This window comes from Rhizobium sp. L9 (assembly GCF_002531885.1).
Taxonomy (GTDB): domain Bacteria; phylum Pseudomonadota; class Alphaproteobacteria; order Rhizobiales; family Rhizobiaceae; genus Rhizobium.
Genome location: NZ_NWSZ01000048.1, coordinates 1 through 17035 on the forward strand (window position 1 = coordinate 1; position 17035 = coordinate 17035).

The 17035-nt window shown below is 61.4% G+C and carries 16 protein-coding genes; 4 read left to right on the forward strand and 12 right to left on the reverse strand.

Translation table 11 applies throughout. The features are described 5' to 3' along the window. Positions 1 to 287 precede the first annotated feature (287 nt). The 3 genes from CO660_RS30950 (at position 288) to CO660_RS30960 (ending at position 2405) form a co-directional block, all read left to right on the forward strand. On the forward strand, positions 288 to 1088 hold the full coding sequence (locus CO660_RS30950) for a hypothetical protein (RefSeq protein ID WP_097601745.1): 801 nt from the start codon (positions 288 to 290) through the stop codon (positions 1086 to 1088). A 202-nt stretch (positions 1089 to 1290) separates the two neighbouring features. Next, the gene (locus tag CO660_RS30955; protein WP_097601764.1) at positions 1291 to 2079 is read left to right on the forward strand and encodes a DUF2092 domain-containing protein; all 789 of its coding nucleotides are present in this window, start codon (positions 1291 to 1293) and stop codon (positions 2077 to 2079) included. After that, positions 2076 to 2405, forward strand: a complete 330-nt coding sequence (locus tag CO660_RS30960; RefSeq protein WP_097601746.1) for a hypothetical protein — start codon at positions 2076 to 2078, stop codon at positions 2403 to 2405. Before CO660_RS30955 ends, CO660_RS30960 begins: the two co-directional genes overlap by 4 nt. A 13-nt stretch (positions 2406 to 2418) precedes the next feature. Here the strand turns inward: CO660_RS30960 and CO660_RS30965 are convergent, their stop codons facing one another. The 10 genes from CO660_RS30965 to CO660_RS31010 form a co-directional block, all read right to left on the reverse strand. Further along, the gene (locus tag CO660_RS30965; RefSeq protein ID WP_097601747.1) at positions 2419 to 5601 is read right to left on the reverse strand and encodes a multidrug efflux RND transporter permease subunit; all 3183 of its coding nucleotides are present in this window, start codon (positions 5599 to 5601) and stop codon (positions 2419 to 2421) included. 41 nt (positions 5602 to 5642) lie between these two features. After that, the gene (locus CO660_RS30970; protein WP_097601748.1) at positions 5643 to 6839 is read right to left on the reverse strand and encodes an efflux RND transporter periplasmic adaptor subunit; all 1197 of its coding nucleotides are present in this window, start codon (positions 6837 to 6839) and stop codon (positions 5643 to 5645) included. Between the two features lie 206 nt (positions 6840 to 7045). Further along, positions 7046 to 7810, reverse strand: coding sequence for a DUF4239 domain-containing protein (locus CO660_RS30975; protein ID WP_097601749.1), 765 nt, complete (start codon positions 7808 to 7810; stop codon positions 7046 to 7048). A 130-nt stretch (positions 7811 to 7940) separates the two neighbouring features. Then, the gene (locus CO660_RS30980; protein ID WP_097601750.1) at positions 7941 to 9071 is read right to left on the reverse strand and encodes a calcium:proton antiporter; all 1131 of its coding nucleotides are present in this window, start codon (positions 9069 to 9071) and stop codon (positions 7941 to 7943) included. A gap of 277 nt (positions 9072 to 9348) precedes the next feature. Then, entirely contained in the window at positions 9349 to 10056 is a 708-nt protein-coding gene (locus CO660_RS30985; protein WP_097601751.1) for an SDR family NAD(P)-dependent oxidoreductase, read from the reverse strand. 162 nt (positions 10057 to 10218) lie between these two features. Continuing rightward, a complete protein-coding gene (locus CO660_RS30990) occupies positions 10219 to 10512 on the reverse strand; it encodes a ribbon-helix-helix domain-containing protein (RefSeq protein WP_245421411.1) in 294 nt (97 codons plus the stop codon). 80 nt (positions 10513 to 10592) lie between these two features. Next, positions 10593 to 11189: a DJ-1/PfpI family protein gene (locus CO660_RS30995; RefSeq protein WP_097601752.1), complete on the reverse strand. Its 597-nt coding sequence runs from the start codon at positions 11187 to 11189 to the stop codon at positions 10593 to 10595. Positions 11190 to 11354: 165 nt separating this feature from the next. After that, on the reverse strand, positions 11355 to 11747 hold the full coding sequence (locus CO660_RS31000) for a DUF779 domain-containing protein (RefSeq protein ID WP_085779591.1): 393 nt from the start codon (positions 11745 to 11747) through the stop codon (positions 11355 to 11357). Positions 11748 to 11953: 206 nt separating this feature from the next. Further along, a complete protein-coding gene (gene adh / locus CO660_RS31005) occupies positions 11954 to 13462 on the reverse strand; it encodes an aldehyde dehydrogenase (RefSeq protein WP_097601753.1) in 1509 nt (502 codons plus the stop codon). Positions 13463 to 13633: 171 nt separating this feature from the next. Beyond that, a complete protein-coding gene (locus CO660_RS31010) occupies positions 13634 to 14593 on the reverse strand; it encodes a helix-turn-helix domain-containing protein (RefSeq protein WP_097601754.1) in 960 nt (319 codons plus the stop codon). A 209-nt stretch (positions 14594 to 14802) separates the two neighbouring features. Here CO660_RS31010 and msrB point away from each other — a divergent pair, with 209 nt between their 5' ends. Continuing rightward, entirely contained in the window at positions 14803 to 15288 is a 486-nt protein-coding gene (gene msrB, locus CO660_RS31015) for a peptide-methionine (R)-S-oxide reductase MsrB (RefSeq protein WP_097601755.1), read from the forward strand. A gap of 30 nt (positions 15289 to 15318) precedes the next feature. Here msrB and CO660_RS31020 read toward each other — a convergent pair whose 3' ends face one another. Then, the gene (locus CO660_RS31020; protein WP_097601756.1) at positions 15319 to 16527 is read right to left on the reverse strand and encodes a TIGR03862 family flavoprotein; all 1209 of its coding nucleotides are present in this window, start codon (positions 16525 to 16527) and stop codon (positions 15319 to 15321) included. A 71-nt stretch (positions 16528 to 16598) separates the two neighbouring features. Continuing rightward, on the reverse strand, positions 16599 to 17021 hold the full coding sequence (locus CO660_RS31025) for a helix-turn-helix domain-containing protein (RefSeq protein ID WP_085779586.1): 423 nt from the start codon (positions 17019 to 17021) through the stop codon (positions 16599 to 16601). Positions 17022 to 17035: the final 14 nt, after the last annotated feature.

The window sequence follows — 17035 nt, forward strand, 5'->3', positions numbered from 1 at the left end:
ACTGCTTCTCGCCAGCAGAATGCGCAAACTACCTTACAAACTCAGGATATGCTTCCGTATGAAAGCAGCAGGCTCTAGCGCCGCAGAAACGATAGTCCAATCAGTTGTATCGATCTTCAGGTGACGACGAAATAGTTGCTAAAAGGATAATATTCTAATATATGTAGTTCAGGCGCTTCTTATATTTCCCTAGCAGCAAGCAACGTCCGTCCATTCGGCGGCGCCTATTATTCTATTCAAAGGGCAGTTCGATTTCATGAAGTAGTTCAGATCTATGGGGGGGAATCATGCGAAAATGGCGATCTTCTCTACTGACGTCTCCATATGGGAGGCGCCGTGTTTTATCGGCAATCGCCGCGTTGCCCGCGTTCTGCGCAGTGGTGCTCTTCACCGAGGTTGCATATGCGCAAGCGCCGACCGAAGAACAGCGTGACGCCATCCGAGCGGAATGCCGCTCCGATTTCATCGCCAAATGCTCCGGGGTGACGCCAGGAGGAATGGAGGCGCTTACCTGCTTGCAGCAGCATAGCGCCTCGCTTTCGGCGGGATGCCGGAATGCGGTTTCCGCGGTGACTGCAAAACCTAAATCGACATCGGCGCAGCCGGCGCCGGCGCCGGCTGCGCCTGCGGATACGACGGCGAGCGCTCCGGCGGCCGCGACCGGGGCGCCGGCGCATCAGCCAACGCAGGCACAGCGAAATGCGGTCAAATCGGCTTGCCAGCGCGATTTTATGGCGCAATGTTCCGGGGTAACGCCGGGAGGCGCCGCGGCGCTCAGTTGCCTGCAGGAGCATAACGCCGCTTTATCGGCGCCATGCCAGCAGGCGGTCGCCGCGTTGGGGGGAACGGGTGCGCCGACGACCGGCGGTGCAGGCGCCACGGGCGCGATCACGCCGGCTCCGCAAGCAATGATGCCGGCCTTCTCACCGCGCGAGGAAGTGATGATCCTGCGGGAAACCTGCGGAGCGGATTTCCGGGCCTTGTGCCGCATGGTGCCTTTGGGGGGAGGACGAGGCATCGCCTGTCTGCGGAACAATCTGCAGCGGGTGTCGCCGGCCTGTCATCGGGTCCTGACCTCGGGATTGTAGCACCCAGCCGAAACTTGCATGCAGAATGGGGTGATCGCGCTCCAACGGAAATTTCCGCGAGTGCGATCTGGCCAAGACCGCAGACGGAAGTTGCCCGCCTCTATGCCTTGCATCTCACACATTTCATGTCCGGCTCCGGCAGGTCCGCCAGCCAGTCTGCAATTCGATGAAATCAATGACGACACGAACGAAAGGCATTGCCATGTCATCGACTTTCCCTTTTCCGCAATTGAAGCGGATGCTTATATATGCGTCGGTTTCCGCAAGCTTGGTGCTGCCGACAAGCGCTTGGGCGGATGATGCAAAAGAGCTGCTCAAGAAGATGTCCGATTTTCTGGCAGCGCAGGAGACGATCTCCTTCACATATCAATCTTCGCTCGAAGCGGTGACGCCCGCCTTCGAAAAGCTCCAGTTCGTGAGTTCGGGGACCGCCAACCTAACCCGTCCCGATAAGTTGCGCGTGGCGAGGACCGGTGGCTTCGCGGATCTCGACGTCAGTTTCGATGGTTCGTCGCTGACAGTACACGGCAAGAATCTCGACGCTTACGCCAAGATCGATGGCAAGGGTTCGCTCGATGATCTGATCGACAGGCTCATGACAGCGGGCGTCGAAGCGCCGGGCGCTGATCTTTTATCCTCCAACGTCTATGACGAGCTCATGTCCGATGTGACGGAGGCCAAACATATTTCCAGTGCTTTCGTCGATGGCGTCGAATGCGAATACCTTGCCTTCCGCACGGCCGAAATCGACTGGCAGATCTGGATACAGACCGGCTCGCAGCCGATACCGCGCCGCTACGTCATCACCAGCAAGCATGTCGTCCAGGCGCCGCAATACACGCTCGAAATCCGTGATTTCAAAATTGGAGCAGATGTCGCAGCCGTTGCCTACACCATCGAGATTCCTGCCAGCGCGAAGACGGTCGATCTGAGCGAACTGCAATCGCTTGATGAGGTTCCGGCCGCCGCCGAAATGGGAGAAGCGAAATGACCTATAACAAGCTGCTGTTCGCACTCAGCGTTGCCGGCGTGCTGACATTCACCGATTTTCGCATTGAGGGGCAGGGATACATGCCATTGTCGGTCGGCTTCGGCACGCCGGCGGGCGCCGTCATCGGCAGGCCGCTGACGCCGCTCTCTTATGCGGGCGTGGCCCGCCGGACGACGCGGCGGGTCGTCACGCGCACGACGACGACTATCGCCGTGCTTCCGGCGGGGTGCCGCTATGGTCCCTATTTCGGCGGCTATTATTATCGATGTGGCGCCTACTATTATGCCAAGAGCGGCAGTGTTTATGTGCAGGTGATCGTCCAATAAAGCTGCGATTGCTTTACCCGACATTCGATATCTCTGCCTCCGCCATGGGCGCGGCCGCCTTTACGGTCGCGCCACGTCGCCTCCAATATTCCTCTAGGCGCTGGAGCAGCACGTAGAAGGAAGGGACGAAGAGGATGGCGAGGCAGGTCGAAGCGATCATGCCACTGAAGACCGATATGCCGATCGACTTGCGGGCCGATGCGCCCGCACCTGTCGCCAGCACGAGCGGCAGGACACCGAGGATGAAGGCAAAGGAGGTCATCAGGATCGGCCGGAAGCGCAGGCGGGCGGCCTCGACGGCTGCATCCAGGATTTCCATGCCTTCCGTCCGTTTTTCACGCGCATATTCGACGATGAGAATGGCATTCTTGGCCGCAAGCGCAATCAGCAGGATGAGGCCGATCTGGGTGTAGAGATTGTTGGCGACGCCCGCTGCCGTGAGTGCGGCCACCGTGCCGAGCAGGGCGAGCGGCACGGCCGCTATGACCGCCAGCGGCAGGATCCAGCTTTCATATTGGCCGGCCAGCACGAAATAGACGAGCAGCATGGCAAGCGCGAAGATGAAATAGATCTGACCGCCCACAGCCTTCTCCTGATAGGAGAGCGCCGTCCATTCGAAACCGGTTCCCGCCGGCAATGTATGGTCGGCGATCTGCTCCATGACCTCCAGCGACTGGCCGGAGCTGAAACCGGCGGCTGGTCCGCCGACGATGGTGGCGGTGGGATAGAGATTGTAGAGGCTGATCAGTGAGGGACCCTGTGTCATGGTGACCTCAACAACGGTGCCGAGCGGCACCATCGTCCCGTCGCCGGCCTTGACCTTCAGATTACGGATGTCTTCGGGACTGACCCGGAAATCGGAAGCGGCTTGCGCATAGACCTGAAAGGTGCGGCCGAATTTGTTGAACTGCGTAACATAGCTCGATCCGACATAGCCGGAGAGAGCGGAGAACACCTGGCCCACCGTGACTCCCAGCGTCTCCGCCTTGATGCGATCGACCGAGACCGCAAGCTGCGGCACGTTCGAGCGAAACGGCGTGCTCAGCCTTTGCAGCGATGACTGGGCGTTGCCGTTCTTGACGATCGTGTCGGCAAGCGTCTGCAGCAGCGGATAATCGGATACGCCGTTCCTGAGTTCCACCTGCATTGTAAAGCCGTTGGCATTGCCGACGCCTTGTATCGGAGGCGGCACGACCACCAGCGTTTTTGCGGTCAGCACATGCTGCAGAGCGTCATTCAGATGCCGATAGATCGACAGCAGGTCCTGCCCCTTCTCCTTACCGCGCTCATCCCAATCCTTGAGGACGACATAGGCGACGCCGGCATTCTGCAGGCTGGCATTGTTGTCGAGAACGGAAAGGCCACTGATGGTCAACACCTGATCGACGCCAGGGGTCGCCTCGGCGATCTTGCCGACCTCTGCCATCACAGAATCCGTCCGCTCTTTCGATGCGCCGTCCGGCAATTGCGCACTGATCAGCACATAGCCCTGATCCTCCAAGGGCAAGAACGCCGTCGGCAAGCGGGTGAGGCCCCAGACCGCAACCCCGATCAGCGCGAGCGCCGCGATGGCCATAATGCCGCTGTGGCGGGTCATCGCTCCGATCAGGCCGGCATAGTGGCGTTCACCCCAGTCATAGCCCCTATTAAAGCCGCGATAGAGAACATTGCGTTTTTCGGGAGGCACCGGCGTGCGAAGCCAAAGGGCGCATTGCGTCGGCTTCAGCGTGACCGCATTGATGGCGCTGATCAGGGCGGTGGCGGCGATGACGAGCGCGAACTGCCGATAGAGTTGGCCGGTCAGGCCGGGCAGGAAGGCGGCCGGAATAAAGACAGCCATTAGCACCAGCGTGATCCCGATGACGGGGCCGAGCAACTCCTCCATCGCTTTCTCAGCGGCCTTTCGGCCCGACATGCCGGCCTCGATGTGACGAGCGACGCCTTCGACGATGACGATGGCATCATCGACGACGATACCGATCGCGAGGACTATGGCAAAGAGCGTCGACAGATTGACCGTGAAGCCCAATGCCGCCATGGCCGCGAAGGCGCCGACGATGGTGACGGGAACGGTCGTCGCGGGCACGAGCATCGCCCGCCAATCCTGCAGGAAAACCAGAATGACAATGAGGACGAGTACGCCAGCTTCGATCAAGGTGACGTAAACCTCGTCGATGGAGGCTTCGACGAATTTCGTCGTATCGAATGGCATGTGATATTCGAGACCCGGCGGAAAGCTCCTTGAGAGTTCTTCCATCTTGGCGCGCACCACCTTCGCCACCGCAATGGCGTTCGCCTCCGGCAGCTGGAAAATGCCGATGCCGGCGGCCGGCCGGCCGTTTTGCGTGAAGGACTGGCTGTAGGTCTGGGCGCCGAGTTCGACGCGGCCGATATCGCGGACGCGCGTGATTCGGCCGCCCTGTCCGCTTTCGACCTTGACGACGATGTTCTCGTAGTCGGCCGCCTCGTTCAGCCGGCCATTGACATTCAGCGTGTATTGGAAGACCTGCCCTTTCGGCACCGGCGGAATGCCGATCTGGCCGGCGGCGACCTCCTGACTCTGCTGCTGCACGACATTGACGACATCCTGCGGCGTCAGGCCGCGTGCCTGCAGCAGGTTGGGATCCATCCAGATCCGCATCGCATATTGGCCGGCGCCGAACACCGTCACGTTGCCGACACCAGGTAGGCGGGCGAGTTCGTTCTGCAGATTGATGACGGCGTAGTTCGACAGGAACAGACTGTCGTAGCGGCTGTCGGGCGAGGTCAGGCTGACGAAGCCGAGGATCGCCGTTGATTTCTTCTGCGTCGTCACGCCCTGAAGCTGCACCGCTTCGGGAAGCGACGACATTGCTATGGCGACACGGTTCTGCACCAGAACCTGCGCCTGGTCCGGATCCGTTCCGATGGCAAAGGTCACGATCAGCGAATAGGTACCGTCGCTGGCGCTGGTGGACTGCATGTACAGCATGTCCTGCACGCCGTTGACCTGCTGCTCGATCGGCAGGGCGACAGTGTCGATAAGCGTCTGTGCGCTGGCACCGGGGAATCGCGTCGTCACCTGCACCGTCGGCGGGACGACATTGGGGTATTGCGCCACTGGCAGCCGGAACAGGGCAACCGCGCCGACCAGCACGAAGACGAATGCCAGCACGTTGGCAAGCACCGGCCGCTCGATGAAGAAGCGCGAGATCATGCTGTTGCCCTCGAACGTTCAGATAAGGCGTGGTGGCGAATTCATTGCGTGGTCGTGTCTGCCTTGGCATCGCCGGCGGCATTGGCCGTCGGGTTCATATCCATCTTCTCGGCGGTGACCTTGCTGCCGGGAATGGCCTGTTGAATTCCCTGGGTCACCACCCAGTCAGCCGGATCGAGGCCGGATTGGATGACCCGGAGCGCGCCCTCACGCTGCCCGATCTTGACCTGCTTCTGCTCGATAACATCGTCCTTGCCGAGAACCAGTACGTAGGTGCCAAGCTGGTTCGTTCCGATCGTGTCGTCGCGCACCAGCAGAGCCTTGTCATCGTGGCCGACCGGCACCCGAACTCTGACGAAGAGGCCGGGCAGCATGGCGTGGTCCTTGTTGTCGAACAGCGCGCGCACCTGAAGCGTGCCTGTGGAGGCATCGAGCTGAGGCGACACGTAGTCGAGATGTCCCTTATGCGGATAGCCTTCCTCGGTCTGCAGACCGATCTCCGCGGGGATGCTTGGAAGGTCCGTCTGCCTGAAAGTATGTCCTTGCTTTGCCAGAGTTTCCTTGATCATCAACACCTGCGTTTCGCTGACGTTGAAATAGGCATAAAGCGGATCGGTCTGGACAATGCTGGCGAGTTTGGTGGGGCCGGACACGCCGACCAGCGTGCCGATGTCGACCAGGTGGTCGGTGACGATGCCATCGAAGGGAGCGAGCACCTCCGTGTAGCCGAGGTTGATCGTCGCCAGATCGACATTGGCCTGGGCGTTGAGAATGGCTGCATTCACCTCGTCAAGAGTTGCCTTGGCGCTGTCGACCGCGGTTTGGGTGGTGACCTGTTGCTTCGACAGATTGAGCTGACGGTCATATTCCTGCTTCGCGCCGACCTGCGAGGCTTGTTGTGAGGCGAGTGATGCCTTCGCCTGATCCAGTTGCGCCTGGTAGGTGTCGCGTTCGATGCCGAAAAGCTTGGTGCCCTTCTTCACCATCATGCCGTCCTGGTAGTCGATGGATTGGATATAGCCCTGGACGCGCGCCTCGATATCGACGGCATTGAGCGGCGCGGTATTTCCAGTGAGCTCGAAATAGAGCGTTACCGGTTTCTGGACGGGCTGTGCGACCCGGACCACAGGCGGTGGCGGAGGAACATAAGTGTTTCCGCCCTCCTCGCAGCCGGCGAGGAGCACCAAGCCGGCAAGTGTCAGAAAAAATCGCAGACCCTGATGCAATCCCCCACGCATTGCCGCTGCCTCGACATGTCAAGAGCTCAGTCTTTGATGCGTGCCTCGACGGCGACCCCCACCGGCCAGCCGAAGGTTCAAGGCATGTGATATTATGTCGCGGCATTGCTAATAATTGCAATAGTCCTTGATGCACAATTGAACTGCTTCGCAGAGGCGGAGCGCAGTGTTGGGCTCTTGCCGGTCCAGCCGCCATCGTGAGGTGACTACGGTTTGCCCAGACGTTCCAGGGCGGACTGCAAGGGTGCGTCGGAAACGCGGACCAGGCCGATGTAAGGATTGGCCATGTCCGAAACTAGGAAGACGGCACCGGCGACCGACAAGGCGCAGACAAGGAGAATGGCCAGCACCGTCGGGTTCGGTGGTGCCTGGAGCCCGAAGGTCGTGAAAAGCAGCGAAAGCCAACAGACGACCACGACAAGGAAGGCCCAAGGCAAGCCCTCGCTGCCGGATTCGACCAGCAGCCAGTGAGTTTCGGCCACCATGCCGCTTACATCGAGTGCGCGCGCCTGGATGGAGCGCTGCACGGCATTGCGCGGCGAGAGCGATCGAAGATCACCTTGAACCGCCTCGATATCCTGGTATTCCCCTGCCGCTCCGCCCGATGGCTTATCGGTGGTCTCGGCAGTCCAGCCGCGGCTCAGCCTCCTTTCGATGAGTTGACGCAGCAGCTGGCGCGCACGATCCGTTTCCGGGCCGTATTGCGCCATGACGCGGTCGAGCAGGAGAACCCGCGCAGCCGCCGTCCTCATCTCCACTTCGGCGTTGTCATAGCTCGATTTGGCGGATGCGATCAGCAGACCGAGGGCCAAGGCCGACAGCGTTCCTACCACCGCGGTTGCGAGCCTGATGGCATCTTTGGATTCCGAGCTGAGATGATGATCCGGCAAGCGGCCGCGCAACATCATTCCGATCGATGTTGCCGCCGACAGAAAAACAAATACAAGCCCGCCAAGCAACAGTGAGCTCAAGCCCTGTCTCCGTGCCGACATGACAATGCTGCAAGCTGCGATGCTTGCAAGCTCTATACAAGAATACGGTCATCATAGCGGAAGACAGTGGGAGCGTGGAACTCTTTACTTCCTCATTCCAGAGCGGAGATCACTGCTGGAAGATGAGCAGCACGTAAGCCAGGAACAGCACCAGATGGACGGCGCCCTGCATGAGATGAGTGCGACCGCTGGCAAAGGTAATGATGCTGACGGCAAGGGTGAGCAGGAGCATCACCAGATCACCGTGTTCCAGCCCAAGGGTGACCGGGTGTCCGTAAAGACGGCTGACGGCGAGCATCGCCGGCACGGTCAGTCCGATCGTCGATAAGACCGAACCCAGAAAAATATTGACGGAGCGCTGAAGATTATCGGCGATGGAGGCGCGCACGGCACTGATCGCCTCCGGCGTTGCAACGAGGATGGCCATGACAACGCCGCCGAACGCGGTCGGGGCATGCAGGGTTTCGATGATGTAATCGATCGGCCGCGCAAGCTGTTCGACCAGAAAGACCACCGGACCCATATAGGCGAAGAGCAGAGCGGCATGCGGCCAGACCGGCCGGTGCGAAAGGGCCTGTTCGCCGGGATGCTCATGGCGATGGCCATCGGTGGTGAAATAATCCTGATGGCGGCCAGCCTGGAGAAACAGGAATGTTGCGTAAAGGCCGACCGAGATGATGCCCAGTATCAATTGTCGCGGCGCCGATGGATGCTGGCCGTCCGGACCGGCGAGAAATGTGGGCATGACGAGGCTGAGCGTCGCCAGCGGCACGATGACGCCGAGATAGGCGTTGGCGCCCTGGAGATTATGCTGTTGTTCCGGCCGCCGCCACGCCCCCAGCAGCAATGACAGGCCGACCATGCCATTGAGGATGATCATGACGACCGCAAAGAGAGTGTCGCGCGCAAGCGTGGGATTGTTCTCGCCGTGAATCATGACGGCGGAGATCGCCATGACTTCGATCGAGGTTATGGCTAGCGTCAGAATGAGCGTGCCGTAGGGCTCTTTCAGCCGCTCGGCCAGGTGATCCGCATGCCGCACGACAGACAAAGCTGAGCCGAGCACGACGGCAAACAGCCATGCGAAAACGACGGTGAACCAAAACGGATCGGCAAGCCGCCGGAAAAGTTGCTCCGGAAATGCGAGGAATATCAGGCTGGTTGTGACGCTGACGCCGAGGAACCACTCCTCGCGCAGGCCGATCCTGCCCGCGGCGCGCACTGCAGGCCTGTCAGTCATCGAGACCACCGCAATTCCGCAGATTCCGCCGCAATGCGATCATCAACAACATCATCGTGTCCCGCCCGCTATCCTACCCGCCACATGACAGGAATCGAACAAAGGGTCCGAAAACCGGACCGCCTACCTTCATGCAGAGGCCATCTCGCCTTTTCATTGAAACAAGCTCGCCCCCTAATCCCGGCCCTTGTCGCCACCCAGAATACAAAAGGACCATATCTCACGCCAGACGGCATCTGCCCCCAGGCGCGGGCACTGCAAGCCAAGGAAGACTTTGTTATTCGCGGCCGGTCGCCGGAATCGCTGCGCCGGTAACGACGGCTGCGGCGGGCGATATCAGGAAGGCGATGAGCCGGGCGATCGACTGCGGCGATACCCAGGCGTCCGTTTTTGCATTGGGCATGGCAGCACGATTCTCGGGGGTATCGATCGTGCCAGGCAGAATGCAGTTGGCGGTGATGCGGTCGTCGCGGCACTCGGCAGCAAGCGCTTCTGTCAGCCGGATGACGGCCGCCTTCGAGGCTGCGTAGGCGGCCTGGTTAGGACCGGCCTTCAGGCCGGGCATCGCAGCGACGTGTACGATGCGGCCGTAGCCTGCAGCCTTCATCGTCGGGAGAACCGCCGCGCTGATCGTCAGCGCGGTGCGGGCGTTTGCCGTCATCATCGTATCCCATTGCGCCGGGGCTTCCGGCCCGACCGGCCCCATCTGAAACCCGCCGACGGTGTTGACCAGTGCGCCTACGCCGCCGAAGCGCTTGACGGCTCGGGCGACGGCGGCAGCGCAGGAGGCGTAATCGGTGAGATCCGTTCCGGCAATCGATAGAAACTCGCTGGACGCGGGAAGCTCGCCGGCCAAAGTTTCCAGCTCCTGGCTCGAACGGTTCATGCAGACGAGTTTCACGCCGGCGCCGGCAAGCTCCCGGACAACGGCGCTGCCGAGGTTGCCGCCGGCTCCCGTGACGATCACGGCTTTCTGGTCGTTCATGGCAAGTGATCTCCTGACGGTGCCGTTGCTGGACGCCGCGCATTGTTGGTCCAGGCTGCGCCGCAACGCAACCCCTGCGCAACCGCGCCAGTCAGGTATCTTGAGAACGTTGGCGGAGCAGTGAGCTCCGCCCGTCATCATCCAGCTCCGTCGCGTTGGGATTCAGTGATATTTTTCCCGTTCGCGGCCGAGAATGTCCGGCGCATCCAACTCGGAGATCGGGCGGGTGACATCTGCCGGGATGTCACCGGTGAGCTGCAGGTCGAGATAGCGAGCGCAGCAGACGCGCAGGAAGGACGTGAAGTTTCCGAGATCATGGCCGGCATCGATCGATTCATGGTGCAGCCGGGTAATCAACTGCACGACGTTCATGCCGTCGCGCCGCGCAATTTCCTCGAGCTTCGACCAAAAGAAGTTCTCCAGCCTCACGCTGGTGACCATGCCGTCGATGCGCAGCGATCGGGTGGTGCTTTCTCACAGCCGCGCATTCGCCTTGATGAAGAGCTCACACATGTCGTCCTCTCGGTGCCGCCTCGTCATGCGGCGTTGGTCTCGGGTATTGACGAGGCATCGAGTACGGCCATGAACTGCCGCAGCCAGGAGGGATGCGCCGGCCATGCCGGCGCCGTGACCAGGTTGCCGTCCGAGATCGCATCGGTAATTGAAATATCTGCGTAAATGCCGCCGGCAAGTTCGACTTCCGGCCGGCAGGCGGGATAGGCCGAGCAGGTGCGGCCCTTCAGCACGCCGGCGGCGGCAAGCAGCTGCGCGCCATGGCAGATGACTGCAACGGGTTTTCCGGCATCGAAGAAATGCCGGACCGATTTGATGACGTCGGCATTGAGGCGAAGATATTCCGGCGCGCGGCCGCCGGGGATGACCAGGGCATCGTAATCCTCCGCCCGCACGCTGTCGAAAGTGGCGTTCAGTGCGAAATTATGACCTCGTTTTTCCGAGTAGGTCTGATCGCCCTCGAAATCGTGAATGGCGGTGGCGACGGTCTCACCCGCCTTCTTGCCGGGGCAGACGGCGTCGACCGTATAGCCGCAGGCGAGCAGCGTTTGAAACGGCACCATCGTTTCATAATCTTCGGTGAAGTCACCCGTGATCATCAGGATCTTAGAAGCTGGCATCGCATCCTCCTTGGAACCAACAGGCGAAGATTAACAAAGACCGCCGAGCAGCAGGTACTATGGGAATACTACAGGCGAAATTCTCGGCCGGAACCTGGGTGAGCATCGCGAGTTCTCAGACCCTCTCCCGTGTGTAAAACCGTTGCATCTGGCGGGCGGCAGATGTCACACCGTCCTGACCGTCGCATCCGGGACGGCACAGGCCTCGCCGCCGCCGAAGAGACGGGAACGGGTGAGAAAGCGTTTCTCGCGGCCGTTGTCGAGCGAGAACATGCCGCCGCGGCCCGGCACGACGTCGATGATGAGCTGCGTGTGTTTCCATGCTTCGAACTGGCTGGCGCTGATATAGACCGGCACGCCGCCGATCTCGCCGAGCTTGACGTCGCTGTCGCCGACCATGAATTCATTGGCAGGATAACACATCGGTGAAGAGCCGTCGCAGCAGCCGCCGGACTGGTGGAAGAGGATATCGGGATGGTCCCGCTTGATTTCTGCAATCAGATCAAGGGCCGCATCGGTTGCGAGAACACGCGGTTCGCCGTCGACGGTCGTTTCCATGGTTCTTCCTCCTAAAGTTTGGGGGAAGAAAGAAACCCTCCCCGACCCCTCCCCACAAGGGGGAGGGACTTAACTTGTTGAACTGCCTCGTTCTAAAAGCGATGTATCGCCTTGCCGAGACTTCGGTAGGGAAAGCTGGTGGAGCGGCATTATAAGCCGCTCCCCTTGTGGGGAGGGGTTTTGAACCTCTCCCATATGAAAACATCTCAGAAGAAACCGAGCGCCTTCGGGCTGTAGCTGACCAGCATGTTCTTGGTCTGCTGGTAATGCTCGAGCATCATTTTGTGAGTTTCGCGACCGATGCCGGATTGCTTGTAGCCGCCGAAGGCGGCGTGGGCGGGGTAGGCATGGTAGCAGTTGGTCCAGACGCGGCCCGCCTGGATCTCGCGGCCGAAACGGTAGCAGCGATTGGCGTCGCGGCTCCAGACGCCGGCGCCGAGACCGTAGAGCGTGTCGTTGGCGATTTCGAGCGCCTCCTTCTCATCCTTGAAGGTCGCGACCGAGACCACAGGTCCGAAGATCTCCTCTTGGAACACCCGCATCTTGTTGTGGCCCTTGAAGATCGTCGGCTTGACGTAATAGCCGTTCGCCAATTCGCCGCCGAGATCGTTGCGCGAGCCGCCGGCCAGAACCTGGGCGCCTTCCTGCTTACCGATGTCGAGATAGGCGAGTATCTTCTCAAGCTGCTCCGTAGATGCCTGGGCGCCGATCATCGTTTGCGGATCGAGCGGGTTGCCCTGTTTGATCGCCTCGACGCGTTTGACGGCCTTTTCCATGAAGCGGTCGTAGATCGATTCCTGGACGAGGGCGCGGCTCGGGCAGGTGCAGACTTCGCCCTGGTTGAGGGCGAACATCGCAAAGCCCTCGAGCGCCTTGTCGAGGAAATCGTCGTCGTCGGCCATCACATCGGCGAAGAAGATGTTCGGGGATTTGCCGCCGAGTTCCAGAGTGACCGGAATGAGGTTCTGGCTGGCATATTGCATGATGAGCCGGCCGGTCGTCGTTTCGCCGGTAAAGGCGATCTTGGCGATGCGGGGACTGGTCGCGAGCGGCTTGCCGGCCTCGATACCGAAGCCGTTGACGATGTTGAGCACGCCGGGCGGCAGGAGGTCGCCGACGAGTTCGGCCCAGAGCAGGATCGAAGCGGGGGTTTGTTCGGCCGGCTTCAGCACGACGCAGTTGCCGGCGGCAAGTGCCGGCGCCAGCTTCCACGTCGCCATGAGGATCGGGAAGTTCCACGGAATGATCTGGCCGACGACGCCGAGCGGCTCGTGGAAGTGATAGGCGACGGTATCATGGTCGATCTCGCCGATCGAACCTTCCTGGGCGCGGATGCAAGAGGCGAAGTAGCGGAAGTGGTCGATCGCCAGCGGAATGTCGGCCACCATGGTTTCGCGGATCGGCTTGCCATTGTCCCAGGTCTCTGCCTGGGCAAGCAGTTCCAGCTTGTCTTCCATGCGCTGGGCGATCTTCATGAGGATATTGGAGCGCTCGGCGGCGGACGTGCGGCCCCATTTTTCCTTGGCCGCATGGGCCGCGTCGAGCGCGAGATTGATGTCTTTTTCATCGGAGCGCGGGATGTCGCAGAGTTTGCCGCCTGTGACCGGGGTCACGTTTTCAAAGTATCTGCCTTCGACCGGCTCGCGCCATTCGCCGCCGATATAGTTGCCGTATTTCAGCTTGAATGGCGATTCTACGATTTTCTGATGAAGCATGTCATCCTCCCTTGATGGTCCAGGTTCCCAAGCGAACCAGTGTGAGGAAAATGCGCATGTTTCAGCGGCCGGAACAGAGCATGTCATCCATATCGCAGTGCACACTGTCGCAGGGATGCGACAGGATCGTGTCGTGATTACCGCATGTCGATGGAACCTTCGTGGGCGTGCTCAGTGAAGGTCGAACTTCTTCATCTTTCGGTGCAGAGTGGCGCGACTGATCCCGAGTGCTGCGGCTGCCTGCGAAACGTTACCGCTAGTACGCGACAGCGCGCGCAGCAAGGCTGCCTTCTCGGCTTCGATGATCTCCTCCTGCTGCGAGACCCCAGCCTCATGCAGGGCATCGGCGGCAGGGATGCCGGTGGCGATCCGCCTGTCGTCCAGTTGCAGCGCGATGCGGGCGGCGCGGGTTGCGCCGAGCACGAGGTCGTGCCGATCGACAGCGAGCAGAGCGGCGGCGGAATTGGCGGGGCTCGGGACCATCAGGAAACGGGCGCCTGCAAAGGCCGAACGAAAGAGATTGAGTTCAATGCGCATGGCCGCATCGCGCACGGTCTGCGTCAGGATCGCCAAGGTCATCTCGTTTACGTCGTTGCGGCAGGTAGAGATATCAAGCGCCGCGGCCAACCGGCCACGGTGATCGCGGATCGGCGCCGTCGTGCAGCTGAGGCTGGTATTTGCGCAGAAGAAATGCTGATCGCGGAAAATGGCGACGGCGCGTTCATCGGCGAGCGCCGTGCCGATGCCGTTGGTGCCGATGCTCGCCTCGGTCCAGATTGAGCCGGTCCAGAGGCCGAGTTCGTGAAATTCCTTGTCGTCGCCGGCAGCCCCGCGGCGCTCCAGCGCAATGCCGTTCCTGTCCGTCAGAAGCAAGCAACAGCCGGCCTTGCCGACGGTGCTGAAGAGACGATCGAGCTCTTCCGTCGCGCTGGCAATCAGCTGCCCGGACTGCTCGCGGGCGCGCCGGAACTCCTCGTCGGTCAGGCGCAGCGGCGCCCGTTCGTCCTCGGGTGCGAGCTGGTGCATCGTCATGCACCGCCGCCAGGAGGCGACCACCGGAGAACTGGCGGCGGCGGAGTCGCGTTGGGCCGACGTGTAGACGTGCTCGGCATGTGCAGAGTGTTCGTGCATCGGCTCCTCCCACCGAAATTCAGCGCAGTCTGGTGGAAAAGCCGCGGGTTTGCAATCAGCCCGCACTTGGCGGTCCTCAATCCCCGACTCTTCCCGACGAAAGGACTGAATTCACATTTCGGTGTTCGTGCCGTCTTCGTTGTAACAAAAGACTGCTCCTGTCCGTAGTTCTGTGCAGAAACGAAGTTTGCCGGCGAGGAGAATCGACCATGTTGAACAGACGATTGTTGCTGATGGGCGCCGCTTTCGGAGCGATGGCAGTTCGCTTGGGCCTGATCGGTGAGGCGATCGCCGGCGAGACCTTCGCGGTGACGCACAGCGAGGCGGAATGGCGCAAGCTGCTGACGCCGGATCAGTATGCCGTCCTGCGCCAGGCGGGGACGGAGTCTCCCTTCACCAGCGTCTTGCTGCACGAGGAGCGGAACGGCAAGTTCGCCTGCGCCGGCTGCGACCAGAACCTGTTTTCCTCGGCGACCAAATTCGACAGCGGCACCGGCTGGCCGAGCTTCTGGGCGCCTCTTAAAGACGCCGTCGGCACGGAGCGCGACACCAGCTTAGGCATGACGCGGACCGCTGTGCATTGCAGCCGTTGCGGCGGCCATCTCGGTCATGTCTTTGATGACGGCCCGAAACCAACCGGGCTTCGCTACTGCATGAACGGTCTTGCCTTGACGTTTCATCCGGCCTCGGCCTGATCGGGGAACAGCTGTTGTCCCGATTCTGTTCTAGCGCGGCAACCAAGCCTCGATGCCGCGCCCGGCTGCACGGCCGGTCGCCAGACAGGCGGTGAGGAGATAGCCGCCGGTCGGCGCCTCCCAGTCGAGCATCTCACCGGCGACGAAGGTGCCGGGCAGCGCCTTCAGCATGAAGTCTTCGTTGATGCTGGTCCAGCGGATGCCACCTGCAGAGGAGATCGCCTCGGCAATCGGCTTTGTATCGAGAACCGGTACCGGCAGAGCCTTGATCACGCCGGCGAGACGTTCGGGATCGGCTCGGTCGCGGTCCGGCGCGAGTTCGCGCAGCAATGCCGCCTTGACGCCTTCAAGCCCGGCACCCTTGCGCAGGCGGTTTGAAAAGCTCGACCTGGTGTCCTGCCGCGTCAAATCGCGCGCCAGCCTTTCGATCGTCCGGCCCGGGGCGAGGTCGAGCGTCAGGGCAGCGCTGCCGTGGTGCAGCAGCCGGTCGCGGAGGCTGGCCGCATGGGCGTAGACCAAGCTGCCTTCGATGCCGCTGCCGGTGATGACGAACTCGCCGGGAAAGGTGCCGGCTTCGGATGTGGCGGTGACCGACTTGACGGGCTCGCCGGCGAAACGCGCGCTGAAGCCGGCGCTCCAGTCGACGACGAAGCCACAATTGGCGGGCCGGAAAGCAGCGATCTCGACGCCCCTCTGGGCCAACCAGGGCAGCCAGGCGGCATCCGAGCCAAGGCGCGGCCAACTTGCGCCGCCAAGCGCCAGCAGGGCGGCGTCGCAATGGACGATGCTACGCCCTTCCGGCGTTTCGAAAACGTAACCGTCTTCGACAAGGCCGGTCCAGCGATGGCGGGTGCGCAACGCAACACCCCGCTCTTCAAGCCGCTTGAGCCAGGCACGCAGCAAAGGAGAAGCCTTCATCACCTTGGGGAAAACCCGGCCGGAGGAGCCGACGAAGGTCTCGGTGCCGAGCCCTGCGGCCCAATCCCTGATATCACCGGGAGTAAAGGCGTCGAGAGCGGGACGCAGACGGGCTGAAGCCGTTCCGAAGCGCGTAACGAAACGGGCATAATCCTCGGAATGGGTGATGTTGAGGCCCGACTTGCCGGCCAGCAGGAACTTGCGGGCGAAGGTCGGCATGGCGTCGTAGATCGCCACAGCATGGCCGGAGAGCGAAAGCAGCTCGGCAGCCGCAAGACCCGTGGGGCCGCCACCGATGACTGCAATCCGTTTCTGGCTCATGATGTCTTCGCCCGATTCCTTCCGGCGCAGTTTTGGCGCGGCCGCCGCTCACCTGCAAGGGTGCAGGTTCGTCAATGGTGAGAATGCGTGCATTGACCATGGTCGGCGAGAATCTCGATGACGCGGCACTGGTCGACGCGGCCGTGGCCGCAGCCCTCCACCATCATTTCCAGCTCGGCCTTCAGAGCCATCAGGCTGCGGATGCGCTGCTCAACCTCAACGAGGCGAGCCTTGGCGATGGCGTCGGCCGAGGCGCAGGACTGGTTCGGATCATCCTGCAGCGTGAGCAGCGTGCGGATTGCCTCGATCTCGAAACCGAGCTCGCGCGCGTGGCGGATGAAAGCAAGGCGGCTGATGTCGGCAGGTTCGAAGGATCGCTGGTTGCCTTCGCTGCGGCTCGGGGCCGCAAGCAGGCCGATGCTCTCGTAATAGCGCACCGTCGGCACTTTGACGCCGCTGCGGCGGGCCGCCTCGCCAATCGTGATCTTTTTCATGATTTTTCTCTTGC

Coding starts and splice junctions, on each gene's coding strand:
- CO660_RS30970 (WP_097601748.1), bottom strand. CDS start 6,839: ATGCGTGGGGGATTGCATCAGGGTCTGCGATTTTTTCTGACACTTGCC.
- CO660_RS30985 (WP_097601751.1), bottom strand. CDS start 10,056: ATGAACGACCAGAAAGCCGTGATCGTCACGGGAGCCGGCGGCAACCTC.
- adh (WP_097601753.1), bottom strand. CDS start 13,462: ATGCTTCATCAGAAAATCGTAGAATCGCCATTCAAGCTGAAATACGGC.
- CO660_RS31020 (WP_097601756.1), bottom strand. CDS start 16,527: ATGAGCCAGAAACGGATTGCAGTCATCGGTGGCGGCCCCACGGGTCTT.
- CO660_RS31000 (WP_085779591.1), bottom strand. CDS start 11,747: ATGGAAACGACCGTCGACGGCGAACCGCGTGTTCTCGCAACCGATGCG.
- msrB (WP_097601755.1), top strand. CDS start 14,803: ATGTTGAACAGACGATTGTTGCTGATGGGCGCCGCTTTCGGAGCGATG.
- CO660_RS30950 (WP_097601745.1), top strand. CDS start 288: ATGCGAAAATGGCGATCTTCTCTACTGACGTCTCCATATGGGAGGCGC.
- CO660_RS30995 (WP_097601752.1), bottom strand. CDS start 11,189: ATGCCAGCTTCTAAGATCCTGATGATCACGGGTGACTTCACCGAAGAT.
- CO660_RS30955 (WP_097601764.1), top strand. CDS start 1,291: ATGTCATCGACTTTCCCTTTTCCGCAATTGAAGCGGATGCTTATATAT.
- CO660_RS31025 (WP_085779586.1), bottom strand. CDS start 17,021: ATGAAAAAGATCACGATTGGCGAGGCGGCCCGCCGCAGCGGCGTCAAA.
- CO660_RS31010 (WP_097601754.1), bottom strand. CDS start 14,593: ATGCACGAACACTCTGCACATGCCGAGCACGTCTACACGTCGGCCCAA.
- CO660_RS30960 (WP_097601746.1), top strand. CDS start 2,076: ATGACCTATAACAAGCTGCTGTTCGCACTCAGCGTTGCCGGCGTGCTG.
- CO660_RS30965 (WP_097601747.1), bottom strand. CDS start 5,601: ATGATCTCGCGCTTCTTCATCGAGCGGCCGGTGCTTGCCAACGTGCTG.
- CO660_RS30980 (WP_097601750.1), bottom strand. CDS start 9,071: ATGACTGACAGGCCTGCAGTGCGCGCCGCGGGCAGGATCGGCCTGCGC.